The following is a 25,625-nucleotide window of genomic DNA, read 5'->3' as shown; positions in this document are numbered from 1 at the left end:
GATTCGCGAAAAATAAATCCGCAGAAGGCATTCAGGCGTGACTTCTATTCGAACACACGATTCACGGGGTGCAAATCAATGAAGTGGGCATTACGCGGTAAGGCGGTCGCGTTGGTTGTCGCGGGATTATCGGCGGTATTCAGCACTCAGGTTTTGGCGGACGTGAAAATAGGCGTGACGGTATCGGCGACAGGCCCGGCCGCATCGCTCGGTATTCCGGAGAAGAACACCATCGCGTTATTGCCGAAGGAAATCGCGGGACAGAAGGTGCAGTACATCGTGCTCGACGACGCCACCGATTCCACGCAAGCCGTCAAGAACGCACGCAAGCTCACGAGCGAAGATCACGTCGACGCGCTGATCGGTTCCACGGTCGTTCCCAACTCGCTCGCGATGATCGACATCGCCGCCGAAACCACCACGCCGATGATCTCGATGGCCGCGGCCGCGAGCATCGTCGAACCGATGGACAGCAAGCGCGCGTGGGTCTTCAAGACGCCGCAGAACGACATTCTCATGGCCACCGCCATCGCGCAGCACATGGCGAATCACGGCGTGAAGACGGTCGCGTTCATCGGCTTCTCGGACGCGTACGGCGAGAGCTGGTTCAAGGAGTTCTCGAAGGCGGCGGACCTCGCGAAGATCCGCATCGTCGCGAACGAACGCTTTGCGCGCAACGACGCGTCCGTCACCGGGCAAGTGCTCAAGATGATGTCGCAGAACGCGGACGCGGTGCTGATCGCGGGCGCGGGCACGCCCGCCGCGCTGCCGCAAAAGACGCTCAAGGAGCGCGGCTACAAGGGCAAGATCTATCAGACGCACGGCGTCGCGAACAACGACTTCCTGCGCGTGTGCGGCAAGGATTGCGAAGGAACGTTCCTGCCCGCCGGGCCGCTGCTCGTCGCGGAACAACTGCCGGACAGCAATCCCGTGAAGCAGGCCGCGCTCACCTACAAGAAGGCTTATGAAGGCGCGTATGGCGCGGGCTCGGTGTCCACGTTCGGCGGTCACGCCTGGGACGCGGGCCTTATCTTGCAGCACGCGATTCCGGTCGCGCTGAAGAAGGGGCAGCCCGGCACGCCCGCGTTTCGGGAAGCGTTGCGCGCGGCGATCGAGGACACGAAGAATCTTGCCGCGTCGCACGGCATCTTCAACATGAGCGCGAACGATCACTCCGGGCTGGATCAGCGGGCGCGCGTGATGGTCGAGATTGTCGGCGGCAAGTGGAAGCTGTCGGGCAACTGACCGTCGATATGTGAGTCGATTCCAACCAAGGCGCGTTTCCACGAACGCGCCTTTTTTTCGTTCTTGAATAGAGGCCGTGAAGCCGAGCGCGCACGGCCCGATTCGTCAGGGAAAACGAGGCTAGGCATGCGCCGGGGCGGTCCATAGATTGAGGCGGCTGAACAGCCGGGGCGATGCCATGCCGCATCGATAACAATTGGAAGCAGCGCGCCGCTGGGGTGCGCGAAAGCCAGGATCGCGTTTGGAGACGAGCAATGAAAACGAAGAAAGCATGGGTCAAACGAGGCATTGCGCTGGCTGTCGCTAGCAGCGCGATGTTCGGCGCGGGTGCAGCGTTCGCGCAGGTGAAAATCGGGGTGACGCTCTCGGCGACAGGCCCGGCCGCATCGCTCGGGATTCCCGAGAAAAACACTGTCGCGCTGTTGCCGAAGGAGATGGGCGGGAAATCGGTCGAATACATCGTGCTCGACGACGGTTCCGACACGAGCCGCGCCGTTCAGAACACGCGCAAGCTGATCGACGAAGATCACGTCGATGCGATCGTCGGCTCGACGGTCACGCCGAATTCGCTCGCGATGATCGATCCCGCGTCGAGCGCGAAGACGCCGATGATCTCGATGGCGGCGTCGGCGGCGATCATCGCGCCGATGGACGCCAAGAAGGCGTGGGTCTTCAAGACGCCGCAGAACGACGCGCTGATGGCCGACGCCATCGCGAGTTACATGGAAAAGCACGGCGTGAAGACCGTGGGCTTCATCGGTTTCGCGGATGCGTACGGCGACGGCTGGTACTCGGTGTTCAACACGGCGGCGGCTGCGCACAAGCTCAAGATCGTCACGAACGAGCGGTATAACCGCACGGACACGTCCGTCACGGGTCAGGTGCTGAAGACGATGAGCGCGAACCCGGACGCCGTGCTGATCGCGGGCGCGGGCACGCCGGCCGCGCTGCCGGCCAAGGCGCTGAAGGAGCGCGGCTACAAGGGCAAGGTGTATCAGACGCACGGCGTCGCCAATAACGACTTCTTGCGCGTGTGCGGCAAGGACTGCGAAGGCGAGATCTTGCCGGCCGGTCCCGTGCTCGTGACCGAGCAATTGCCGGACAGCAATCCAGTGAAGAAGTCGTCGGCTGCGTACAAGAACGCCTATGAGAAGGCTTACGGCGCGGGCTCGCTTTCGACGTTCGGCGGCCATGCGTGGGATGCCGGGCAAATGCTCGCCCGCGCGATTCCGGAGGCGCTCAAGAAGGGCCAGCCGGGCACGCCCGAGTTTCGTGAGGCGCTGCGCGCGGCGCTCGAGAATCTGAAGGACTTGCCGGTCGCGCACGGCATCATGAACACGACGCCGAACGACCACAACGGCTTCGACGATCGCGCACGCGTGATGGTCCAGATCGTCGACGGCAAGTGGAAGCTGCTGAACGACTGACCGCGCACCGCAATTTCCAGATAGAGAAGCGGCGCGCCGATGGTGCGCCGCTTTTCCCATGTTCATCGGCCGATAGCGGCTCTCACGTTCCGAAGAAGCTCTGAAGAGGAAGTATGGACTTATCGATTGCGGCGATTCTCGCGCAAGACGGCATCACGACGGGCGCAATCTACGCGTTGCTTGCGCTCGCGCTGGTGCTCGTGTTCTCCGTGACTCGCGTCATCTTCATTCCCCAAGGCGAGTTCGTCGCCTACGGCGCGCTCACGCTGGCCGCGCTGCAAACGCAGAAGCTGCCCGCGACCTGTTTCCTGCTCATCGCGATGGGCGTGGGCTGTTTCATCGCCGAAGTCGCGGGCATGGTGCGGCATCCGGCGCGGCATCATCGGACAGGGCGCTTTCTGGTTGTGCTCGCGGGCAAGTATCTGCTGTTCCCGGTCGCGGTGTGGGCGTTGACGCAGGCGGTCGTCGCGCAAACGCTGCCGATGGTCGCGCAGATCGCGCTCACGCTCTTGATCGTCGTGCCGATGGGGCCGTTCGTGTATCGGCTGGCTTACGAGCCGATCGCGGAGGCCAGCACGCTGCTGCTGCTGATCGTCGCGGTGGCCGTGCACTTCGCGATGGTCGGCCTGGGCCTCGTGATGTTCGGCGCGGAAGGATCGCGCACGACGGCGTTTTCGGACGCCAACTTCAACCTCGGCAGCGTGTCGATTTCCGGGCAGAGTCTTTGGGTCGTCGGCACGGCGCTGGTGCTGATCGTCGCGCTGTACTTCTATTTCGATCGCTCGATTTCCGGCAAGGCGTTGCGCGCGACATCGGTGAATCGTCTCGGGGCGCGGCTCGTCGGCATCGGGACAACGCAAGCAGGGCGTCTCGCGTTCACGCTCGCGGCGGGCCTCGGCGCGCTGTGCGGCGTGCTCGTCGCGCCGATCACCACCATCTACTACGACTCGGGCTTTCTGATCGGCCTGAAGGGCTTCGTCGGCGCGATCGTGGGCGGTCTCGTCAGTTATCCGCTGGCGGCGGCGGGCTCGTTGCTCGTCGGGCTGCTGGAGTCGTATTCGTCGTTCTGGGCGAGCGCGTACAAGGAGGTCATCGTCTTCACGCTGATCATTCCGGTGCTGCTGTGGCGAAGCCTGGCAAGCCCGCATTCCGATGAAGACGAGGAATAAGCCATGACGTTTCTCCATCGATATCGCTTCTTCTGGCTCTTTCTGCTGGTCGTGTTCGCGTTGCCGGTACTGCCTCGGCCGGTCGCCGTGCCGGAGTACTGGATCACGCTGCTCAACTACATCGGCCTCTATTCGATCGTCGCGATCGGGCTTGTGCTCTTGACCGGCATCGGCGGGATGACGAGTTTCGGACAGGCGGCGTTCGTCGGCGTGGGCGCGTATGCGACCGCGTTCCTGACGACGCGCTACGGCATCTCTCCGTGGCTCGCGCTGATCGCGGGCGTCGTGTTGACGGCGCTCATCGCGCTCCTGCTGGGACTCGTCACGATGCGCCTTTCCGGGCACTTCCTGCCGCTCGGCACTATTGCGTGGGGGCTTTCGCTGTTCTATCTGTTCGGGAACATGGAACTGCTCGGCAAGTACGACGGCATCAACGGCATTCCGGTGCTGAACGTCTTCGGCTGGCAGCTCGAATCGGGGCGAAGCATTTACTACCTGATTTGGGTTGTCGTGCTGCTGGCGGTCGTGTCTGTTCAGAATCTGCTTAATAGTCGCCCGGGCCGCGCGATTCGGGCGCTGCGCGGCGGCGGCACCATGGCCGAAGCGATGGGCGTGAACACGGCGTGGATGCGGGTCGTCATCTTTATCTACGCGGCGGTGCTCGCGTCGATTTCCGGCTTCCTGTACGCGCATTTGCAACGTGCGGTGAATCCGACGCCGTTCGGCCTCAATCACGGCATCGAATTCCTGTTCATGGCGGTGGTGGGCGGGGTGTCGCACGTATGGGGTGCGATTCTCGGCGCGACCATCCTCACCGTGCTGCAAGACTATCTCCAGACGCTGCTGCCGAAGCTGATCGGCGCGAACGGCAATTTTGAGATCATCGTTTTTGGCGTCGTGATGGTCTTGCTCCTGCAATATGCGCGGCAGGGCGTTTGGCCGTTCGTCGCTCGGCTGTTTCCGCGCGGGCCGCGCGCGCATGTGCCCGAACACGGCGATGCTTTGCCGCAGCGCAGCAAACCGGCCGTCGGCGAACCGTTGCTTGTCGTTGATAACGCACGAAAGCAGTTCGGCGGCCTTGTCGCCGTGAACGACGTAAGTTTCGACGTGAAGGCCGGGGAGATCATCGGCTTGATCGGGCCGAACGGAGCGGGCAAGTCGACGACATTCAATCTCGTGACGGGCGTCCTTCAGGCGACGAGCGGCACCATCACTTTTCACGGCGAACGCATCGATAAGCTGACGTCGCGCGAAATTGTGAAGCGTGGCATCGGGCGCACGTTCCAGCACGTCAAGATGCTTCCCGGCATGACGGTGCTGGAGAACGTCGCGATCGGCGCGCACTTGCGTGGCAACACGGGCGTGTGGCGAAGCGTCGTTCGGCTGAACGCTGCGGAGGAAGCGCGCTTGATGTTCGAGGCGGCGAAGCAGATTTCGCGCGTCGGCCTGGAGAAGTACCTCTACGCGGAGGCGGGCAGTTTGGCGCTCGGACAGCAACGGATATTAGAAATCGCCCGGGCGCTCTGTTGCGATCCCACTTTGTTGCTACTCGACGAGCCGGCCGCAGGGCTTCGTTATCAGGAGAAGCAGCAACTCGCCGATCTGCTGCGAAAGCTGCGCGCGGAAGGCATGAGCATTTTGCTCGTCGAACATGACATGGATTTCGTGATGAACTTGACTGATCGGCTGGTCGTAATGGAATTCGGCACGAAGATCGCCGAGGGATTGCCGAAGGACGTGCAGGAAGATCCTGCGGTGCTCGAAGCCTATTTGGGCGGGGTGGAATGATGGCTGACCCAATTCTCGAAGTGAGCGGGCTCTCGGTCCGTTACGGCAAGGTCGAGGCGCTGCATAACGGCAAGCTGCAAGTTGCGGCGGGGCAGATCGTGTCGGTAATCGGTCCGAACGGCGCAGGGAAGTCGACGCTGCTCAACGCGATCATGGGCGCGCTGCCGCAGACAGGTCACGCGAAGGGCGTCGTCCGCTATCTTGGCGACGACGTGGCTGCGCTGGCGGTCGAGCGGCGCGTTTCACGTGGAATGTGTCTGGTGCCGGAAAAACGCGAGCTTTTCTCGACGATGACGGTCGAGGACAACCTCGTACTCGGTGCCTATCGTCGGAAGCGCGCGGGCGAGCGCAACTTTCTTGATCAACTCGACCACGTGTTCGACTTGTTTCCCCGGCTGAAGGAACGGCGCAAGCAGGCGGCCGGGACGCTATCGGGCGGCGAACGACAGATGCTTGCCGTTGGCCGCGCGCTGATGGGAAAGCCACGTCTTCTAATGCTCGACGAGCCGAGCCTCGGGCTTGCGCCGCTCATCGTCAAGGAGATCTTTCATATCGTTAGCGCGCTCAAGCAAACGGGCGTCGCGACGCTGCTGATCGAACAGAACGCCCGCGCTGCTCTGCAAATATCCGATTACGGATATGTTTTGGAGACAGGCGAGTTCGCCTTGGAAGGCAAGGCAGATGCTCTCCAGCACAACCGGCAGGTCATCGATACGTACCTCGGACTCGCCAAGAAAGCAGGCTGAACGCTTTGCAGGCCGATTCGAATGGCGTGTTTCACGTGAAACACGCCATTTTTTCGCGCGTCGCTCCCGAGCGTTAAAACGCATGCACGTGATGCCTATATAATCTTGCGATATTCCTTCTTTGGTTCGTGTCGTTCGCACACGGAATCTCCATGCTTTATCCCACAGAATTTGACGTGATCGTCGTTGGCGGCGGTCATGCGGGCACCGAGGCCGCTCTGGCGTCCGCACGAATGGGCTGCAAGACGCTGCTCTTGACCCACAACATCGAGACGCTCGGTCAGATGAGCTGCAATCCGTCGATCGGCGGCATCGGCAAAGGGCATCTGGTAAAGGAAGTCGACGCGCTCGGCGGCGCTATGGCGTCCGCGACGGATGAGTCAGGCATCCAGTTCCGCATTCTCAATTCCTCGAAAGGCCCTGCCGTGCGGGCGACGCGCGCCCAAGCCGACCGAATTCTGTACAAGCAGGCGATCCGGCATCGGCTCGAAAACCAGCCGAACCTCTGGCTGTTTCAACAAGCCGTCGATGATTTGATGGTCGAGGGAGATCGGGTGGTCGGTGCTGTCACGCAGGTCGGACTGCGGTTTCGCGCGCGTGCCGTCGTGCTGACTGCCGGTACGTTCCTCGACGGAAAGATTCACGTCGGCCTCAATAACTATGTGGGCGGGCGCGCAGGTGACCCAGCGGCAGTCTCGCTCTCCGCGCGACTCAAGGAACTGAAGCTGCCGCAAGGGCGGCTCAAAACGGGAACGCCGCCACGTATCGACGGGCGAACGATCGATTTTTCGGTGCTGGACGAGCAACCCGGCGATCTCGATCCGGTGCCGGTGTTCTCGTTCCTCGGCCGTGTCGAACAGCACCCGCGACAGGTGCCGTGCTGGGTGACCCATACGAATTCGCGGACGCACGACATCATTCGATCAGGATTGGACCGCTCGCCGATGTATACCGGTGTCATTGAGGGCGTCGGGCCGCGCTACTGTCCGTCGATCGAGGACAAGATCCATCGGTTTGCGTCGAAGGACGCGCATCAGATTTTTCTTGAGCCGGAAGGACTGACGACGAACGAGTTTTATCCCAACGGCATCTCCACAAGCCTGCCGTTCGACGTGCAGCTTGAACTTGTCCGATCGATGCGCGGTCTTGAGCACGCGCACATTCTGCGTCCGGGCTATGCGATTGAGTACGACTACTTCGATCCGCGCGCGTTAAAAGCTTCTTTGGAGACCAAAGCGATCAACGGCTTGTTCTTCGCGGGGCAGATCAACGGTACGACCGGCTATGAAGAAGCCGCAGCGCAAGGGCTGTTGGCGGGCATGAACGCCGGCCTTCAGGTGCAAGGCAACGATGCTTGGTGCCCGCGTCGCGACCAGGCGTATCTCGGCGTTTTGGTCGATGATCTCGTCACTCGCGGAGTCTCCGAGCCGTATCGCATGTTTACGAGCAGGGCGGAGTACCGGCTGTCGCTGCGCGAGGACAACGCGGATATGCGGCTTACGGAGATCGGGCGGGAACTTGGCGTCATCGACGACGTTCGCTGGGACGCGTTCAGCCGCAAGCGTGACGCTGTTTCACGTGAAACAGAGCGTCTGCGGTCAACTTGGGTCAATCCTAAAACGCTATCGGCCGATGAGGCAACGGCGCTGCTCGGCAAGCCGATCGATCACGAATACAGCCTTGCGGATCTTCTACGACGCCCCGGCGTGTCCTACGACGGCGTTTGCGCGCTGCGCGAGAGGGCGTGCGGCCCCGACGCGGCGCTCGCCGATGATCCGGTCTTGCTCGCGCAGATCAAGGAGCAGATCGAAATCGGCGTGAAGTATCAAGGCTATATCGATCGGCAGGCGGACGAGATCGTCCGCAACGGCGCGCAGGAAAACACGCGGCTGCCGGAAAGCATCGACTACAGCGAAGTGCGCGGCTTATCGTTCGAGGCCCGGCAGAAGTTGACGCAGCATCGCCCGGAGACGATCGGGCAGGCGTCGCGTATTTCCGGCATCACGCCCGCTGCGATTTCGTTACTGATGGTGCATCTCAAGCGCGGCCTTGGTCGCAGAGGAAAAGCTGCGAGCGGCGACGATCCGATGCTTTCGACGACGGCGGTGCAATGACGGAACTCGTTACGCTGCTGGACCAAGGCGCGACCGAGCTCGGCGTCGTGCTATCCGCCGAACAGAAACAGAAGCTGCTCGACTATGTCGCGCTGTTGGGCAAATGGAACGCGGTCTATAACTTGACGGCCATCCGCGATCCGAAGCAGATGCTCATTCAGCACATTCTTGATTCGCTCGCGATTGTGCCAGCGGTGGCTTCCCGGCGCGCATCCACGGTGCTCGATGTCGGATCGGGCGGCGGGCTGCCGGGCATCATGCTCGCAATTGCCTTGCCGGACGTTCACGTGACCTTGAACGACATCGTGCACAAGAAGACTGCTTTTCAGTCGCAAGCGAAGGCGCAACTGGGCCTTTCGAACTTATCTGTGGTGACTGGCCGCGTCGAGGCATTGCAGCCGGGCGTGGAAGTGGCGAACAAATTTGATGTGATCGTCTCGCGCGCGTTCGCAGAGCTCGCGGATTTCGTTAAACTTGCGCGACATCTGGTTGCGGACGACGGCTGCATCCTCGCGATGAAAGGCGTCAAGCCCGACGCAGAGATAGACCGCTTGCCGCAGGGGGCGACGGTCAAAAGTCTCGAACGCCTGAATGTGCCATTTCTCGACGCGGAGCGGCATCTCATCGAGGTCGTCTTCAATGCGTGACCGCGCAGCACTCCAGCCATGCTGATCTTCTGACAGCGAAGAAACGAGGACACTAAACGATGGCAAAAATCTTCTGCGTCGCGAATCAGAAGGGCGGCGTTGGAAAGACGACGACAGCGGTGAATCTGGCGGCAAGTCTCGCCGGCCTCGACCAGCGAGTGTTGCTGATCGACCTCGATCCGCAGGGCAACGCAACGATGGGCAGCGGTATCGACAAGGCTGCGTGTGAGAACACGGTCTACGAGGTGCTAGTCGACGGCGTGACGTTACGAGAAGCGCGCGTGCGCCCGGAAGCGGTCGGCTACGACGTGCTGCCGGCGAATCGCGAACTGGCGGGCGCGGAAGTGGAGCTCGTCGGCATGGAGAATCGCGAGCGCATTCTCCGCGCCGCGATCGTCGATATAGCCGATGACTATGATTTCGTGCTGATCGATTGCCCGCCCGCGTTGTCGCTGTTGACGCTCAACGCGCTGTGCGCAGCGCACGGCGTCGTGATTCCGATGCAGTGCGAGTACTTCGCGCTCGAAGGGCTGTCCGACCTCGTCAATACCATCAAGCAGATTCACGCGAACCTCAACCGCGACCTGAAGGTGATCGGCCTTCTGCGCGTGATGTTCGATCCGCGCATCACGCTACAGCAGCAAGTGTCCGAGCAACTCAAGGCGCACTTCGGCGACAAGGTGTTCGACGTCGTGATTCCCCGCAATGTCCGCCTTGCCGAAGCGCCGAGTTACGGCTTGCCGGGCGTCGTGTTCGACAAGGCGTCGCGCGGTGCGCAGGCCTACATCCAGTTCGGCACGGAAATGATCGAGCGCGTGCGCGCGCTGCAACCCCATTCGATGCGGCAGGAAACGCCGACGGAGGAACCGAAATGAACGCTGTCATGAAAAAGAAGGGCCTGGGCCGCGGTCTGGACGCATTGCTCGGCGGCAGCGTCGACATTACGGAAGCCGTGCGCGGGGAGGGCATGCCGACGGTACTGGCGCTCGATAAGCTGCAAGCAGGCAAGTATCAGCCGCGTACGCGCATGGACGAGGGCGCGCTTCAGGAGCTCGCCGCGAGCATTCGCGCTCAAGGGCTGATGCAGCCGATCCTCGTGCGTTCCGTGGGCGACGACCACTACGAAATCATCGCGGGCGAGCGCCGTTTCCGCGCGGCGCGTCTCGCCGGTCTGGACGAAGTGCCGGTGCTGGTGAAGAACGTCCCCGATCAGGCCGCCGCCGCCATGGCGCTGATCGAAAACATTCAGCGCGAGGATCTGAATCCGCTGGAAGAAGCGCAGGGCATCCAGCGCCTGCTCGACGAATTCAGCTTCACGCACGAACAGGCCGCCGAAGCGGTCGGGCGTTCGCGCAGCGCGGTGTCGAACCTGCTGCGCTTGTTGAACCTCGCATCGCCCGTTCAGACGATGCTGCTCGCCGGCGACCTCGACATGGGCCACGCGCGCGCGCTCTTGTCCGTCGATGCCGCCACGCAGATTCAATTGGCCAATCACGTGGTGAACCGCCGTTTGTCGGTGCGGGAAACCGAGCGCCTCGTCGCCACGACGCTCAAGCAGACGCCCGCAAAAGCGCGCCCGGCGAGCGACGGCGGGCGCGATACGCGTCGCCTGGAAGATGAACTGTCGGACTTGCTCGCGGCCAGCGTGAAGATCAAGGTCGGCGGCCGGGGCCGCGGCAAGGTGACGATCGACTTCGGCAATCTGGATGCGCTGGAAGGCATCCTGACGAAGCTGCGCGGAAGCATCGAAACGCCGACGCCCGCAGCGTAAAGCCAAGGATCGATCTTGTCCGAGCTCGATGCAAACGGCGTGCGCCCTGACTTTCCGACGCGCATCTGGAACGCAGTGTCGAAGGAACCGGTGCTCGCCATTCTCGTGTGCGCGCTGGTGGTGATCGAGATAGTCCGTCCGCGACCGTTGACGTCGCTGCCGGGCCTCGTCGACTGGCAAACGGTGCTCACGCTCGCCGGTCTGCTTATCCTGACCAAAGCGATCGAATTGTCAGGATTCCTGATGTGGGCGGCACATCGACTGGTGCACCGCATACACGGCGAGCGCGGCCTCGCGCTGCTGCTCGTTGCGCTGGCGGCGGCGCTGTCCACGCTGCTGACGAACGACGTGGCGCTGTTCGCCGTCGTGCCGCTCGCGCTGTCGCTGAACAAGCTCGCGCCGCTGCCCATCAAGCGGCTCGTGATCGTCATTGCGCTCGCCGTGAACGCCGGTTCGATCCTGACACCGCTTGGCAATCCTCAGAATCTGTTCCTCTGGCAGACGAGCGGCGTCTCGTTCGGCGTTTTCGTCTGGAAGCTGCTGCCGTTGTGCGCGGCGCTGATGGCGATGCTGCTGGCGGTGACGTTCGCGATGTTTCGCGCGACGCCGCTCGATCTATCGGGCGATGCAGAAGCGCATCGCGTGGACCGCACGCTGTGCGGCGTCAGCATTCTGGCGTTCGGCGTCTTTGTTGCACTCGCGGACGCGCATCACGCGGGTCCGGCGCTGGCAGTTCTGGCGGTGGCTTTTCTGCTTTGGCGCCGCGAGGTCGTGCTAAAGATCGACTGGCTCTTGCTGCTCATCTTCGTGCTGATGTTCATCGTGCTTCGCAGCGCAGCCGCGCTGCCGGCGATCCACGATGCCATTGCAAGCATCGGTATTCAGTCGCCGGTGCGCGCATTCGCCGCCGGCGCGGTGCTGTCGCAGGGCATTAGCAACGTGCCGGCAGCCATCGTGCTCGCGGAGTTTTCGAAGGACTGGCGCGCGCTCGCGTTCGGCGTGAGCGTGGGCGGCTTCGGCGTGGCGATCGGCTCGCTCGCGAATCTCATCGCCGTGCGCTTGTCAGGCGAGAAGGGCATGTGGACACCGTTTCACGTCGTGTCGATACCGTTCTGGATCGCGGCCATGGTGATCGGCTGGGCGCTCGTCTGAGCCATTGGACAAGCTCGCGCGCAATCTGAAAATTTGCTTGCAACGCAAGAAAAATCTCGGTTCTGAGAACGTTTTTTAAGGTTCGTCTGCTTGGCTTTTGACGCACCTAAACTATTGAATCCGTGACAACAATCGCTTACAATCCCCCGGATTTATCAGCTAGGCCACCTCGAAAGCGCGACGAAAGCGCAAGGTGATTCTCCGGACACTGGGTTGAAGGCTGAAGCCCGCGCGCGAAGCATCTGCGCGCAGGCGTGAGGCACATGCGACGCACATGCGCGAACGAAACATGCAGGACAGTGCTCGCTCAATCGGCGATCGTCACGCCACCGGAAATCAGCCGCGCAGTTCGATTGACGACTCGTGGGATGCCGAAGCGCAAGATAACAATATCGTTCCGCTCACCCGGGATCAGGCAGAGAAGCTGTTCGGCCCGCGAGTGAGTCGTCCATCGCGTGTCACGCCGTATAGGGTCGTGGCTGCGCAAATGGTTTTGTCCCTGGTTGCGACGCTGCTGTGGTGGCTGTTCTACAAGCCGCCGGGCGATGCTGCGCTGTCAGCCTTCCTGGGAGGAGCGATCGCCTGGGTGCCTGCGGCCTTGTTCGCCGCGCGCCTCAAGGCAAAGAGCGGCGCCGAAACCATCATGAGCTGGATGATCGGCGAAGGCATGAAGATGGGAGCGACGATTGCTATGTTCGTCGCGGTTGCGGTCTGGTACAAGAGCGCGTTGTGGCTGCCGTTGCTCGTCACATACATCGTTGCGCTGAAGGCGTACTGGGTCGCGATGGCGCTGCGGTAATCCTGCTCCGGCCGGTCTCCATGACCTCCGGGGTAAGTGCGGCGCGGCGTTGCGGTAAGTAGCATGAACATGAGTGCGGAACGCGTTCCGCACACGGGCCTCTCGCCCCGGAGCCGCGACGCGAAGCGGCGGCTCGGAAGCGAAGGCGGCGAAAGATTTTTGACAATTTGGGTGGCTTTAACGATATGGCAGCTAGCGAAGGAACGCACGCTCTGGACCCGTCCGAGTACATTGCGCACCACTTGCAGAATCTTTCCACGCATCCGCAGACGTCGATTTTCGACATCCACGTCTGGAATCTGGACACGCTGTTCTGGTCCATCGTATGCGGCCTGCTCACCATCATCATTCTCGGTCTTGCGGCGCGCAAGGCGACCCCCGGTGTTCCGGGGCGCTTCCAGTGCGCCGTCGAAATGCTCGTAGAAATGGTCGAGGACCAGTCGAAGTCGATGATCCACGGCAGCCGCCGCTTCATCGCTCCGCTCGCGCTGACCGTGTTCGTCTGGGTCGCGCTGATGAACTCGCTTGACTTCATCCCCGTGGATCTGCCGGGCCGCGTGATTGGCTGGCTGGGACTCGAAAATGTCATCCCGCACCATCGCATTGTCCCGACGGCGGATCTGAACGGCACCATCGGCATTGCGCTCGGCGTGTTCGTGCTGATGATTTACTACAACTTCAAGATCAAGGGCGCTGGCGGCTTCGTTCACGAACTGCTGTCGGCTCCGTTCGGCGCGCATCCGGCTCTGTGGATTCCGAACCTCGCGCTGAACATCATCGAGTTCGTCGCCAAGACGGTGTCGCTCGGCATGCGGTTGTTCGGCAACATGTACGCCGGCGAACTGCTGTTCCTGCTCATCGCGCTGCTCGGCAGCATGTGGCACTTCGGCGCGGACGCCTCTGTACTTGGCTTTATCGGCCATGTGGTCGCGGGTACAGTCTGGGCGATCTTCCACATTCTGATCGTGTTCCTGCAGGCATTCATTTTCATGATGCTGACGCTGGTGTACATCGGTCAGGCGCATGACTCTCACTGAGAGAGCAGGCCGCAGGTTCAGAATCGCTTAGATTTCAGGTTTCAATTTTTATAAATCCAGTTCCAAAGTCTTTAATCAAAGGAGTGAACATGAACGCTTTCATCGCCAACATCCAGGGTCTGACGGCCATCGGTATCGGCATCATCATCGGCCTGGGTGCAATCGGCGCCTGTATCGGTATCGGCCTGATGGGCGGCAAGTACATCGAAGCGTGCGCCCGCCAGCCGGAACTGATGAACCCGCTGCAGACCAAGATGTTCCTGTTGGCTGGTCTGATCGACGCGGCGTTCCTGATCGGCGTTGGTGTGGCAATGCTGTTTGCGTTCGCGAACCCGCTGCTCGCCAAGCTCGCAGGCTGAGGTTTCTCGGAAGTGAGCGTCCCATCTTTCGACAGGACGCAGAACGGAACGGGTGAGGCGCTGATCGAGCACAACAGCCGGTTAGCGCCTTTTCACCGTTCCACTCTCCGATCAAGCAACGTTTAAGGAAACACCGTGAATCTCAACGCAACCCTGTTTGCGCAAATGGTCGTGTTTCTGATCCTCGCGTGGTTCACGATGAAGTTCGTGTGGCCGCCGTTGATCAACGCCCTCGACGAGCGCTCGAAGAAGATTGCCGACGGCCTCGCCGCCGCCGACAAGGGCAAGGCGGAACTCGAAGCGGCGCACAAGCGCGTCGACCAGGAACTCGCGCAGGCTCGCACGGACGGTCAGCAGCGCATTGCTGACGCCGAGAAGCGCGCCGCAGCCGTCGCCGAAGAAATCAAGGCCAATGCGCAAGCCGAAGCCGCGCGCATCATCGCGCAGGCCAAGGCGGACGCCGACCAGCAAGTCGTCAAGGCACGCGAGACGCTGCGTGCCGAAGTCGCGGCGCTGGCCGTGAAGGGCGCCGAGCAGATTCTGAGGCGCGAAGTCGATCAGAAGGCTCACGCCGATCTGCTGAATCAACTCAAAACCGAGCTCTGATCATGGCCGAATTTGCAACCATCGCTCGTCCTTACGCAGAAGCGCTGTTCCGCGTGGCCGAAACCGGCGATCTCGCGGGCTGGTCCACCTTCGTCGAGGAGCTGGCACAGGTTGCGCGTCTGCCCGAAGTGGAATCGGTCGCCTCGAGCCCGAAAGTGAGCCGCGAGCAGATCACCGACTTGCTGCTTGCCGCGGTGAAGTCGCCGCTGGCTCAGGGCAACGCTCAGGCAAAGAACTTCGTGCGTATGCTGGTGGACAATCATCGTCTGCCGCTGCTGCCGGAAATTGCCGTCCAGTTCGACGAGCTGAAGAACGCCCGTGAAGGTGCGGCCGACGCGCATATCGTCAGCGCGTTCCCCCTCGAAGGCGCACAGTTGAACGACCTGCTCGCAAGCCTCGAACGCAAGTTCGAGCGCAAGCTGAAACCGATCGTCGAAATCGATCAGTCGCTGATCGGCGGCGTTCGCGTGACGGTCGGCGACGAAGTGCTCGATACCTCGGTCCGCGCGCGCCTCGCCAGCATGCAGACGGCGCTCACCGCCTGACGCTTCTTGGAAGCGCCTTAGCTGGCACGCAACAGAATTGACTATCAGGAGCGAATAATGCAACTCAATCCCTCTGAGATCAGCGAGCTGATCAAGAGCCGGATCCAGGGCCTTGAAGCGAGCGCGGACGTTCGCAACCAGGGCACCGTGATCTCCGTGACCGACGGTATCGTGCGTATCCACGGCCTGTCGGACGTGATGCAGGGCGAAATGCTCGAGTTTCCGGGCAACACCATCGGTCTTGCACTGAATCTCGAACGCGATTCCGTCGGCGCCGTTATTCTCGGTGAGTACGAGCACATCACGGAAGGCGACATCGTCAAGACGACGGGCCGCATTCTGGAAGTGCCGGTTGGCCCGGAACTGATCGGCCGCGTGGTCGATGCGCTCGGCAACCCGATCGACGGCAAGGGCCCGATCAACGCCAAGATGACCGACGCTATCGAAAAGATCGCGCCGGGCGTGATCTGGCGTAAGTCGGTGTCGCAGCCGGTGCAGACGGGTCTGAAGTCGATCGACGCGATGGTGCCGATCGGGCGCGGCCAGCGCGAGCTGATCATCGGCGACCGTCAGTGCGGCAAGAGCGCCGTGGCGGTCGATGCGATCATCAACCAGAAGGGCAAGAACCTCATCTGTATCTACGTCGCGATCGGCCAGAAGGCTTCGTCGATCATGAACGTGGTGCGCAAGCTTGAAGAAACCGGCGCGATGGCATACACCATCGTCGTCGCGGCTTCGGCTTCGGAATCGGCGGCAATGCAGTACCTCGCGCCGTACGCCGGCTGCACGATGGGCGAGTATTTCCGCGATCGCGGCGAAGACGCGCTGATCGTCTATGACGACTTGACGAAGCAAGCATGGGCGTATCGCCAGATTTCGCTGCTGCTGCGCCGTCCGCCGGGCCGCGAAGCGTATCCGGGTGACGTGTTCTATCTGCACTCGCGTCTGCTCGAGCGTGCGGCTCGCGTCTCGGAAGAGTACGTCGAGAAGTTCACCAACGGCGAAGTGAAGGGCAAGAGCGGTTCGCTGACGGCGCTGCCGGTCATCGAAACGCAAGCCGGCGACGTGACCGCGTTCGTTCCGACGAACGTGATTTCGATTACCGACGGCCAGATCTTCCTGGAAACCGACCTGTTCAACGCCGGTATCCGCCCCGCGATCAACGCGGGCGTGTCGGTGTCGCGCGTCGGTGGCGCGGCTCAGACCAAGGTCGTGAAGAAGCTGTCGGGCGGTATCCGTACCGACCTCGCGCAGTATCGTGAACTGGCGGCGTTCGCCCAGTTCGCGTCGGACCTCGACGAAGCTACCCGCAAGCAGCTCGAACGCGGCCGCCGCGTGACGGAACTGCTGAAGCAGCCGCAATATCAGCCGCTGCAAGTGTGGGAACTGTCGGTGGCGCTGTTCGCGGCCAACAACGGCTATCTCGACGACCTGGAAGTTGCGCAAGTGCTGCCGTTCGAAAAGGGCCTGCGCGAATACCTGAAGACGAGCCATGCCGATCTGATTAAGCGCATCGAAGACAACAAAGACTTGTCGAAGGACGACGAAGGCGCACTGCATGCCGCGCTGAAGGACTTCAAGAAGTCGGGCGCTTATTGATCGGGACTGAGGAGCCACGCGCGGCGCATCATCGGATGAACGCCGCGCGGCTTCGATCAAGGAGTAAGCAATGGCTGGAATGAAGGAAATTCGCGGCAAGATCAAGAGCGTGCAGAACACGCGCAAGATCACGAAAGCGATGGAAATGGTCGCCGCATCCAAGATGCGCCGCGCCCAGGAGCGCATGCGTTCCGCCCGTCCGTACGCCGACCGCGTCCGCGCAATCGCAGCGCACATGAGCGCCGCGAACCCCGAGTATCGTCACCCGTTCATGGTGAAGAACGACGGCGCGAAAGCGGCTGGCCTGATCCTGGTCACGACCGACAAGGGTCTGTGCGGCGGCATGAACACGAACATCCTGCGTGCGTCGTTGAACCGCATCAAGGAACTGGATCAGAGCGGCGTGTCCATCGAGGCGTCGGCAATCGGCGGCAAGGGACTCGGCTTCCTGAACCGGCTGCGCGCCCGCGTCGTGTCGCAAGTCACGCAACTGGGCGACACGCCGCATCTGGAAAAGCTGATCGGCGCGATCAAGGTGCAGCTCGACTTGTATTCGGAAGGCAAGGTCAACGCGGTGTACCTGGCGTACACGCGCTTCGTCAATACGATGAAGCAGGAGCCGGTGATCGAGCAATTGCTGCCGCTGTCCGTCGACGATCTCCATCAAAAGGCAAGCGACGGCGAAACGCCGAAGACGTCGTGGGATTACATCTACGAGCCGGACGCGCAAACCGTGGTGGACGACCTGCTCGTGCGCTACGTCGAGGCGCTCGTCTATCAGGCGGTCGCGGAGAACATGGCGTCGGAGCAATCGGCGCGCATGGTCGCGATGAAGGCTGCGTCGGACAACGCGAAGACCGTGATCAACGAACTGCAGCTCGTCTACAACAAGAGCCGTCAGGCTGCGATTACGAAAGAATTGTCGGAAATCGTCGGCGGCGCCGCGGCGGTCTGATTTTGCTGACCGCGTGAAAGAACACAGTATCTAAAGGAAATGCGATGAGTACTACTGCTTTGGTAGAAGGCAAGATCGTACAGTGCATCGGCGCCGTTATCGACGTGGAATTTCCGCGTGCGGAAATGCCGAAGATTTACGACGCGCTCATTCTGGAAGGCACGGAACTGACGCTCGAAGTCCAGCAGCAGCTGGGCGACGGCGTGGTCCGCACCATCTGTCTGGGTGCGTCCGACGGCCTGCGCCGCGGCACGATGGTCAAGAACACCGGCAAGCCCATCAGCGTGCCGGTCGGCAAGCCGACGCTCGGCCGCATCATGGACGTGCTCGGCCGTCCGATCGACGAAGCGGGCCCGATCGACTCGACCACGCTGCGCTCGATTCACCAGCAAGCGCCTGCGTTCGACGAGCTGTCGCCGTCGACCGAACTGCTCGAAACCGGCATCAAGGTTATCGACCTGATCTGCCCGTTCGCGAAGGGCGGCAAGGTGGGTCTGTTCGGCGGTGCGGGCGTGGGCAAGACCGTGAACATGATGGAACTGATCAACAACATCGCGAAGGAACACGGCGGTTACTCCGTGTTCGCCGGTGTTGGCGAGCGTACCCGTGAAGGGAACGACTTCTATCATGAAATGAAGGACTCGAACGTTCTGGACAAGGTCGCGCTGGTGTACGGCCAGATGAACGAGCCGCCGGGCAACCGTCTGCGCGTCGCGTTGACCGGCCTGACGATGGCCGAGCACTTCCGTGACGAAGGTCTCGACGTGCTGTTCTTCGTGGACAACATCTACCGTTTCACGCTGGCGGGTACGGAAGTGTCCGCGCTGCTCGGCCGTATGCCTTCGGCGGTGGGCTATCAGCCGACGCTAGCTGAAGAAATGGGCAAGCTGCAAGAGCGCATCACGTCGACCAAGACCGGCTCGATCACGTCGGTTCAGGCCGTGTACGTGCCTGCGGACGACTTGACCGACCCGTCGCCGGCTACGACCTTCGGCCACCTGGACGCCACCGTCGTGCTGTCGCGTGACATCGCTTCGCTGGGTATCTACCCGGCAGTGGACCCGCTCGATTCGACCTCGCGTCAGATCGACCCGAACGTGATCGGCGAAGAGCACTACTCGATCACGCGCGGCGTTCAGCAGACGCTGCAGCGCTACAAGGAACTGCGCGACATTATCGCGATTCTGGGCATGGACGAACTGTCGCCGGAAGACAAGCTGTCGGTCGCGCGCGCGCGCAAAATCCAGCGTTTCCTGTCGCAGCCGTTCCACGTTGCTGAAGTGTTCACGGGTTCGCCGGGCAAGTACGTGCCGCTGAAGGAAACCATTCGCGGCTTCAAGATGATCGTCGATGGCGAGTGCGATCACCTGCCGGAGCAGGCGTTCTACATGGTCGGCACGATCGACGAAGCCTTCGAAAAGGCCAAGAAGATCCAGTAAAGGTCGGGTGTAACGAAGCGGACGCCGGTGAAAGCCGGCGTCCCCGAACTGCGCTCAACCCAGGAGTTGGACAACATGGCAACCATCAAAGTAGACGTCGTCAGCGCGGAAGAGCAAATCTTCTCGGGGCAGGCGAAGTTCGTCGCGCTGCCGGGCGAATCCGGTGAGCTCGGCATTCTGCCGGGCCACACGCCGCTTATCACGCGCATTCGTCCGGGCGCGGTGCGTATCGAGGCGGAAGACGGCTCGGAAGAGTTCGTGTTCGTCGCGGGCGGCATTCTGGAAATTCAGCCGGGCATCGTGACCGTGCTGGCCGATACCGCGATTCGCGGCGCCGATCTGGACGAAGCGAAGGCCGAGCAAGCGAAGAAGCGCGCCGAGGAAGCGATGCAGAACAACACATCGGAACTCGAGTACGCCACCGCGCAAGCGGAACTCGCGTATGCGGCGGCTCAGCTCGCAGCGATCCAGCGTCTGCGCAAGGCACACGCGAAGCACTGAACGAGACGTGTGTAAGCGTTCGAGAAAGCAGCCTTCGGGCTGCTTTTTTTATGACTGAGAGCCGCCGCAAAACTGCATAACGGATGCGCGGCGTTTTCGGTACGCGCCTAACGCATTGATTTCGCGCAGACTCGCTCCATTCCAGTCAGCAGAATTGCGGGTAACACTCAATGCCCGCCGGCGTCGTCGCCATGCACAATGGCCTTCCATTTAGCCTTCATCCGGGCGGGAGACCATCGATGGCAAACGAACCGACGCATGCCGGCGCGCAAATCGAACCACGCGACGGCCTCTCTTACGTCCGCGGCGCGACGGACATCCCGCTCAGCGATGCCACCGTATCGCGTTTTCTTCTTGAAACCGTCGAACGCTTTCCTGATCGACCGGCGGTCGTGTTCCGCGAACAGAACATCCGCTGGACGTGGCGTGAATTCGCCAACGAAGTTGATGTGCTCGCGACCGCGCTGCTTCAACTCGGGCTGAAGGCGGGCGATCGCGTGGGCATATGGTCGCCGAATCGCGCGGAATGGCTGCTGACGCAGTTCGCCACCGCGCGCATCGGCGCCGTGCTGGTGAACATCAACCCGGCGTATCGGCTGGCTGAACTCGAATACGCGCTACAGAAGGTCGGCTGCACGGCGATCATCGCGGCGGAGCAGTTCAAGACGTCTAAGTATCTCGACATGCTTCAGGCACTCGCGCCCGAACTAGCCGATGCCGAGCCGAACGATCTGCACGCCGCGAAGCTGCCCGCGTTGCGCGCGGTGATTCGCATGGGCGGCGGCGTCACGCCCGGCATGCTGAATTTCGACGACGTGATGTGCCGGGGCCGCGCCGCGCTCGACACCGCCACACTCGACGCCCTCGAAGCGAATCTCGACGCGCACGATCCGATCAACATTCAGTTCACGAGCGGCACGACGGGCAATCCGAAGGGCGCGACGCTGACGCATCGGAACATCGTCAACAACGCGCGATATATCGCGATGGCCATGCGCCTGACCGAGGCCGATTCGTTGTGCATTCCGGTGCCGCTGTATCACTGCTTCGGCATGGTGCTGGCCGTGCTCGCGTGCGTGTCGACGGGCGCGGCGATGGTCTTTCCCGGCGAAGCGTTCGATCCCGCCGCGACGCTCGCCGCCGTTCACGAAGAAGGTTGCACGGCGCTGCACGGCGTGCCGACGATGTTCATCGCCGAGCTCGACCACCCGGACTTCGCGAAATACGATCTGAGCCGCCTGCGCACCGGCATCATGGCGGGCTCGCCGTGTCCGATCGAAACGATGAAGCGCGTCGTGTCGAAGATGCATTTGAGCGAAATCACGATCGCATACGGCATGACGGAGACGAGCCCGGTTTCGTTCCAAAGTTCGACGACAGACCCGCTCGACAAGCGCACGTCCACGGTCGGGCGCATCCAGCCGCATCTGGAAGTGAAGATCGTCGATCCGCTAGGAAATATCGTGCCGGTCGGAGAAACGGGCGAACTCTGCACGCGCGGCTATTCTGTGATGAAAGGCTACTGGGGCGACCAGGAAAAGACGCGCGAGGTAATGATGGATGGCTGGATGCATACCGGCGACCTCGCGACCCTCGACGCCGACGGATACTGCAATATCGTCGGGCGGCTGAAGGATATGCTGATTCGCGGCGGTGAGAATATCTATCCGCGCGAGATCGAAGAATTCCTGTTTCGCCATCCGAAGGTTCAGTCGGTGCAGGTTTTCGGCATTCCCGACGCGAAATACGGCGAAGAAGTGTGCGCGTGGATCGTGGTTCGCCCCGGCGAGCAGACGACCGAGCAAGAGATTCGGGCGTTCTGCGAAGGACAGATCGCGCATTACAAGATTCCTCGCTACATCCGTTTCGTCGACGAATTGCCGATGACGGTCACGGGCAAGGTTCAGAAGTTCGTGATGCGCGCGCGGATGATCGACGAACTAAAGCTGAGCGAAGCCAAGACGGCCTGAGCACCGTCCTTGGCCAGAAAAAGACAAAGGGAGCGCGGCGCGCTCCCTTCTGTCATGGGCAAACGATGCGGCAAACACTTGGCGGAAAGGCTGCGCAAACGTTTGTCGAGGCGAAAAAAAAGCGGGCCTGGAGCCCGCTAAAAACCACACGCTACGGGGTTAGCGCGAGGAGACCAACTGTGGGAAAGCTTCGATTTCGCTTTCAAAACCGAAGAACGATCCCAACACGGATGCCCCTGTTAAGAGCGTCGACCAATGCCGACTACCGAAACGCGCTGTCACTTTCACAACGCATCCGACTTCACCCGTGTTGAAACCGTTTGAACAGATTGTGGGCGAATTGATTGACGATGGCCGTAACAAAGTGTTTCAGGTTGTAACCCGCGCAGAAAAAGCCCTCGGCTAAACATTCTCCCGCAAAACGGCTTTCGTCTGCCCAGTTATTGCTAGTTAATGAGGCCATTTATTCGATTTCCGCTGACCCGGTGCAAAATGAGGTTTAAATGGCGACGGCGCCAAACTGAATTCCTCAGAGAAATAGCACGGATGGACGCATGAAATCGATTTTTCAGCCCTTTTTTAGCTGCTGTCCGTCACGCAAAACACTATTTGGAGACATGCATGACGATCGATTCTGACCTCCTTAACTATTACCGCGAAGTGGCCGACGCTTTCCCGCCGCTCAGTTCGGACGCGGCGGCGTCTGCCGTTCGTCAGCGGTTCAAGTCCGTCGCGCAGGCATACGCGCGCGAGCTCGACGACGCCATCGCCGTCGAGGACATCGACGTGTCTCTACCAGGCCGCACGCTCGCCGCGCGCATCTACCGGCCAAAGACGGCAAGCGGCCCGCTGCCCTTGCTCGTCTACTATCACGGCGGCGGCTGGGTGGTCGGCGATATCGAGACACACGACGCGCTCGTCGCCCGGCTCGCGCGCGATGCGCAATGTGCCGTCGCGAGCGTGGATTACCGGCTCGCGCCCGAGCACCCGTTCCCGGCGCCATGCGACGACGCGCTCGACGCGCTTCTGTGGCTCGCCGAGCATCGTTCCCGGTTGGGCTTCGCGATGGACCGGCTGGCCGTCGGCGGCGACAGCGCGGGCGCGCATCTGGCAGTCGTCGCGGCGCGTGGCGCGAATCAGCGTGTGGCGGCGCTCGTCAATCTGCAACTGCTGTTGTATCCGGTGATGCGCCGCCAGTTCGAGAGCCCGAGTTGCCTCGCCAACGCGAACGGTCCGGGCCTCACGAATGACGAAATGCGCTGGTACTGGACGCAGTTCCTTTCCGGCGTCGCCCCGGACCCGCACGACGTTCGCGCGTTTCCGCTCGCCGAGCCGTATGAACGCACGCCGGCGCGCGCGTTGACCGTCGCGGCTGCTCACGATCCGCTCTACGACGACGCCTTCGAACTTCAGCGGTTTCTGGAGACGAACGGCGGCCGCGTCGAAATGATCGACGCGAACAACATGACGCACGGCTTCGGTCGCCTGCACGCGCAGTCCAGCGCGGCGCTCGACTGGTTGAAGCAGATCGGCGAGCGCGCGGGCGAACTGCTGCGCGCGGAACGCTGACGCCTCACTTCAGCCACTTGTCGACGACCGTCTGAAACTCGCCAGTCGACCGCGCGAGGTGTAGCCACTGGTCCACGTACTGCTGCCACGCGACGTCCCCGCGCGGCAGCAAGTACGCCTTCTCGCCGAACTGAAACGGCTTGTCCGGATGGACCGAGCACAGACCCGGATTCAGCTTCTGCTGCAGCAGGGTTTCGGACGCGTCCGTGACCATGACATCGGCGTGGCCGTCGAGAATCTGCTTGAAGATCGTCACGTTGTCGGGATACTCGATCAGCTGCGAGTGCGGGAAGAACTGCTTCGCGAACCGTTCGTTGGTGCCGCCGGGATTCACGATCGTCCGCACGCTCGGCTGGTCGATCTGCGCGACGGTTTGATACTTGTCGACGTCGCCGCACCGCACGATCGGCGTCTTGCCGTCCTCCATGTACGGCGCGGTGAAGAACGCGCGCTTCTGCCGGTCGAGCGTCGTGGAGACGCCGCCCACGGCAATATCGCATTTCGCGATGAAGTCGTTCATCAGATTCGACCACGACGTCTTCACGTAATCGGCCTTCGCGCCGAGCGACTTCGCGAGACTTTCGGCGAGATCGATGTCGATGCCTTCGAACTGACCGTCCGGCCGCAGGAACGAATACGGTTTGTAGTCGCCGGTCGTGCAGACGCGCAGTGTGTGGCGCGCAAGGATATCGTCGAGCCGCGAGGTCGACGTGGGCGCGGCCTGCACCACGCTTCCGCCCTGCACGGTCTGACCGTAAGCGACGCCCGACGCGAGAAGCGGCCACGCGAGCGCGCAGGCGGCGAGACTGAAAAACATGCGTTTCATCGGTGCTCCTGTTCTAGTTGTGATAAGCCGCGACGACGCCAGCGGCGATCGATGATAACGAGCGTCGGAGCGTCTGAGAATCCATCTTGAAAATGCCGCGACGCGCGCGGATTTGCCGCCGCGCTGCCGCGAAAACAGGCAGCCGGTCCGGTAGAATGGACGATTCTTCAGGCTTCGGCACCGAGCGACGTGGCACACACACTTCTCAACGACACCTTCCTGCGTGCGCTGCTGCGCCAGCCGACCGAATACACGCCGATCTGGCTGATGCGTCAGGCCGGCCGTTACCTGCCCGAATACAACGCCACGCGGGCGCGCGCCGGCAGTTTTCTCGGCCTCGCCAAGAACCCGGATTTCGCCACCGAAGTCACGCTGCAACCGCTCGAACGCTATCCGCTCGACGCCGCCATCCTGTTTTCCGACATCCTTACCGTGCCCGACGCGATGGGCCTCGGCCTGAACTTCGTGCAGGGCGAAGGTCCGCGTTTCGAGCGCACTGTGCGCACGGAAGACGACGTAAAGCGTCTCGCCGTGCCGGACATCGACAAGACGCTGCGCTACGTGACCGACGCCGTGAGCCAGATCCGCCGCGCGCTCACCGACGCGCAAGGCCGCCAGAAAGTGCCGCTCATCGGCTTTTCCGGCAGCCCGTGGACGCTCGCGTGCTATATGGTCGAAGGCGGCGGCTCGGACGATCACCGGACCGTGAAGGCGATGGCTTACGCGCGCCCCGACCTGATGCACCGCATCCTGGACGTCAACGCGCAAGCCGTGACGGCCTACCTGAATGCGCAAATCGAAGCGGGCGCGCAGGCGGTCATGATTTTCGATACGTGGGGCGGGGCGCTCGCCGACGGCGCGTACCAACGCTTTTCGCTCGATTACATCTCGAAAGTGGTCGCCGGTCTGAAGCGCGAGCACGACGGGGCGCGCGTGCCGGTCATCACGTTCACGAAGGGCGGCGGGCTCTGGCTCGACGAGATCGCCGCGACGGGCGTGGATGCCGTTGGTCTCGACTGGACGGTGAATCTGGGCGCGGCGCGCGAACGCGTCGGCGGGCGCGTGGCGCTGCAGGGAAATATCGATCCGAGCGTGCTTTTTGCGCCGCCCGACGCGATTCGCGCCGAGGCGCGCGGCGTCCTCGACAGCTTTGGGAATTTTCCGGGCCACGTCTTCAATCTGGGACACGGCATCTCGCAGTTCACGCCGCCCGAGCACGTCGCCGAACTCGTGGACGAGGTCCATCGGCACAGCCGCACGATTCGCGAGTCCGCCGTTGGTCAGTGATTCACGATGTTGCATCGCGGCGGATGTTCGCCGGCAACCAAGCTAGCAGGCGTCGCGCCTCATCCGGATCGCCC

General features: G+C 62.0%; 23 protein-coding genes. 22 read left to right on the top strand and 1 reads right to left on the bottom strand.

Translation table 11 applies throughout. The features are described 5' to 3' along the window. Window positions 1–78: 78 nt before the first annotated feature. From GV035_RS23800 to GV035_RS23700, 21 genes are all read left to right on the top strand, one after another. The gene (locus GV035_RS23800) at window positions 79–1,245 is read left to right on the top strand and encodes an ABC transporter substrate-binding protein (RefSeq protein ID WP_159837356.1); all 1,167 of its coding nucleotides are present in this window, start codon (window positions 79–81) and stop codon (window positions 1,243–1,245) included. Between the two features lie 254 nt (window positions 1,246–1,499). Continuing rightward, on the top strand, window positions 1,500–2,672 hold the full coding sequence (locus tag GV035_RS23795) for an ABC transporter substrate-binding protein (RefSeq protein ID WP_159837355.1): 1,173 nt from the start codon (window positions 1,500–1,502) through the stop codon (window positions 2,670–2,672). A 113-nt stretch (window positions 2,673–2,785) separates the two neighbouring features. Then, a complete protein-coding gene (locus GV035_RS23790; RefSeq protein ID WP_159837354.1) occupies window positions 2,786–3,841 on the top strand; it encodes a branched-chain amino acid ABC transporter permease in 1,056 nt (351 codons plus the stop codon). 3 nt (window positions 3,842–3,844) lie between these two features. Next, window positions 3,845–5,629 carry a branched-chain amino acid ABC transporter ATP-binding protein/permease gene (locus tag GV035_RS23785; protein WP_159837353.1) on the top strand — a complete coding sequence of 595 codons (1,785 nt, stop codon included), beginning with the start codon at window positions 3,845–3,847 and terminating at the stop codon, window positions 5,627–5,629. Then, window positions 5,626–6,375 (top strand): ABC transporter ATP-binding protein, encoded by a 750-nt coding sequence (locus GV035_RS23780; RefSeq protein WP_159837352.1) that lies wholly within the window; start codon window positions 5,626–5,628, stop codon window positions 6,373–6,375. The genes GV035_RS23785 and GV035_RS23780 overlap by 4 nt, the downstream gene beginning before the upstream one ends. A 152-nt stretch (window positions 6,376–6,527) precedes the next feature. Further along, window positions 6,528–8,489 (top strand): tRNA uridine-5-carboxymethylaminomethyl(34) synthesis enzyme MnmG, encoded by a 1,962-nt coding sequence (mnmG, locus tag GV035_RS23775; RefSeq protein ID WP_159838177.1) that lies wholly within the window; start codon window positions 6,528–6,530, stop codon window positions 8,487–8,489. Next, the gene (gene rsmG / locus GV035_RS23770) at window positions 8,486–9,136 is read left to right on the top strand and encodes a 16S rRNA (guanine(527)-N(7))-methyltransferase RsmG (protein ID WP_159837351.1); all 651 of its coding nucleotides are present in this window, start codon (window positions 8,486–8,488) and stop codon (window positions 9,134–9,136) included. Before mnmG ends, rsmG begins: the two co-directional genes overlap by 4 nt. Window positions 9,137–9,195: 59 nt before the next feature. Next, complete coding sequence (locus tag GV035_RS23765; protein WP_159837350.1) at window positions 9,196–10,011, top strand: ParA family protein; 816 nt, start codon at window positions 9,196–9,198, stop codon at window positions 10,009–10,011. Continuing rightward, the gene (locus tag GV035_RS23760) at window positions 10,008–10,907 is read left to right on the top strand and encodes a ParB/RepB/Spo0J family partition protein (protein ID WP_159837349.1); all 900 of its coding nucleotides are present in this window, start codon (window positions 10,008–10,010) and stop codon (window positions 10,905–10,907) included. The genes GV035_RS23765 and GV035_RS23760 overlap by 4 nt, the downstream gene beginning before the upstream one ends. A 15-nt stretch (window positions 10,908–10,922) precedes the next feature. After that, window positions 10,923–12,059 carry an SLC13 family permease gene (locus tag GV035_RS23755; protein WP_159837348.1) on the top strand — a complete coding sequence of 379 codons (1,137 nt, stop codon included), beginning with the start codon at window positions 10,923–10,925 and terminating at the stop codon, window positions 12,057–12,059. Between the two features lie 289 nt (window positions 12,060–12,348). Then, complete coding sequence (locus GV035_RS23750) at window positions 12,349–12,858, top strand: ATP synthase subunit I (RefSeq protein ID WP_236572774.1); 510 nt, start codon at window positions 12,349–12,351, stop codon at window positions 12,856–12,858. Window positions 12,859–13,043: 185 nt separating this feature from the next. Next, a complete protein-coding gene (atpB, locus tag GV035_RS23745; RefSeq protein ID WP_159837346.1) occupies window positions 13,044–13,895 on the top strand; it encodes a F0F1 ATP synthase subunit A in 852 nt (283 codons plus the stop codon). A gap of 89 nt (window positions 13,896–13,984) precedes the next feature. After that, entirely contained in the window at window positions 13,985–14,254 is a 270-nt protein-coding gene (gene atpE, locus GV035_RS23740) for a F0F1 ATP synthase subunit C (RefSeq protein WP_116560771.1), read from the top strand. Between the two features lie 135 nt (window positions 14,255–14,389). Beyond that, a complete protein-coding gene (locus tag GV035_RS23735; RefSeq protein WP_159837345.1) occupies window positions 14,390–14,860 on the top strand; it encodes a F0F1 ATP synthase subunit B in 471 nt (156 codons plus the stop codon). Between the two features lie 2 nt (window positions 14,861–14,862). Beyond that, window positions 14,863–15,405, top strand: coding sequence for a F0F1 ATP synthase subunit delta (locus tag GV035_RS23730; protein WP_159837344.1), 543 nt, complete (start codon window positions 14,863–14,865; stop codon window positions 15,403–15,405). Window positions 15,406–15,462: 57 nt separating this feature from the next. Continuing rightward, a complete protein-coding gene (gene atpA / locus GV035_RS23725) occupies window positions 15,463–17,004 on the top strand; it encodes a F0F1 ATP synthase subunit alpha (RefSeq protein WP_159837343.1) in 1,542 nt (513 codons plus the stop codon). A 70-nt stretch (window positions 17,005–17,074) separates the two neighbouring features. Then, window positions 17,075–17,959 (top strand): F0F1 ATP synthase subunit gamma, encoded by an 885-nt coding sequence (gene atpG / locus GV035_RS23720; protein ID WP_159837342.1) that lies wholly within the window; start codon window positions 17,075–17,077, stop codon window positions 17,957–17,959. A gap of 44 nt (window positions 17,960–18,003) precedes the next feature. Beyond that, window positions 18,004–19,398: a F0F1 ATP synthase subunit beta gene (gene atpD, locus GV035_RS23715; RefSeq protein ID WP_159837341.1), complete on the top strand. Its 1,395-nt coding sequence runs from the start codon at window positions 18,004–18,006 to the stop codon at window positions 19,396–19,398. 75 nt (window positions 19,399–19,473) lie between these two features. Then, window positions 19,474–19,899, top strand: coding sequence for a F0F1 ATP synthase subunit epsilon (locus GV035_RS23710; protein ID WP_159837340.1), 426 nt, complete (start codon window positions 19,474–19,476; stop codon window positions 19,897–19,899). Window positions 19,900–20,138: 239 nt separating this feature from the next. Beyond that, window positions 20,139–21,869, top strand: coding sequence for an AMP-binding protein (locus GV035_RS23705; protein WP_159837339.1), 1,731 nt, complete (start codon window positions 20,139–20,141; stop codon window positions 21,867–21,869). Between the two features lie 621 nt (window positions 21,870–22,490). Beyond that, on the top strand, window positions 22,491–23,438 hold the full coding sequence (locus tag GV035_RS23700; RefSeq protein WP_159837338.1) for an alpha/beta hydrolase: 948 nt from the start codon (window positions 22,491–22,493) through the stop codon (window positions 23,436–23,438). A 4-nt stretch (window positions 23,439–23,442) separates the two neighbouring features. Here GV035_RS23700 and GV035_RS23695 read toward each other — a convergent pair whose 3' ends face one another. Beyond that, entirely contained in the window at window positions 23,443–24,264 is an 822-nt protein-coding gene (locus GV035_RS23695; RefSeq protein WP_159837337.1) for a transporter substrate-binding domain-containing protein, read from the bottom strand. Between the two features lie 189 nt (window positions 24,265–24,453). Here GV035_RS23695 and hemE point away from each other — a divergent pair, with 189 nt between their 5' ends. Next, complete coding sequence (hemE, locus tag GV035_RS23690; protein WP_159837336.1) at window positions 24,454–25,551, top strand: uroporphyrinogen decarboxylase; 1,098 nt, start codon at window positions 24,454–24,456, stop codon at window positions 25,549–25,551. The last annotated feature ends 74 nt before the right edge of the window (window positions 25,552–25,625 follow it).

The sequence above is a fragment of the Burkholderia sp. 8Y genome (assembly GCF_902506145.1).
In the GTDB taxonomy this organism is placed as follows: Bacteria; Pseudomonadota; Gammaproteobacteria; order Burkholderiales; family Burkholderiaceae; genus Caballeronia.
The sequence above is the reverse complement of the archived record's forward strand: the minus strand, read 5'-3'. Positions and strand labels throughout refer to the sequence as shown.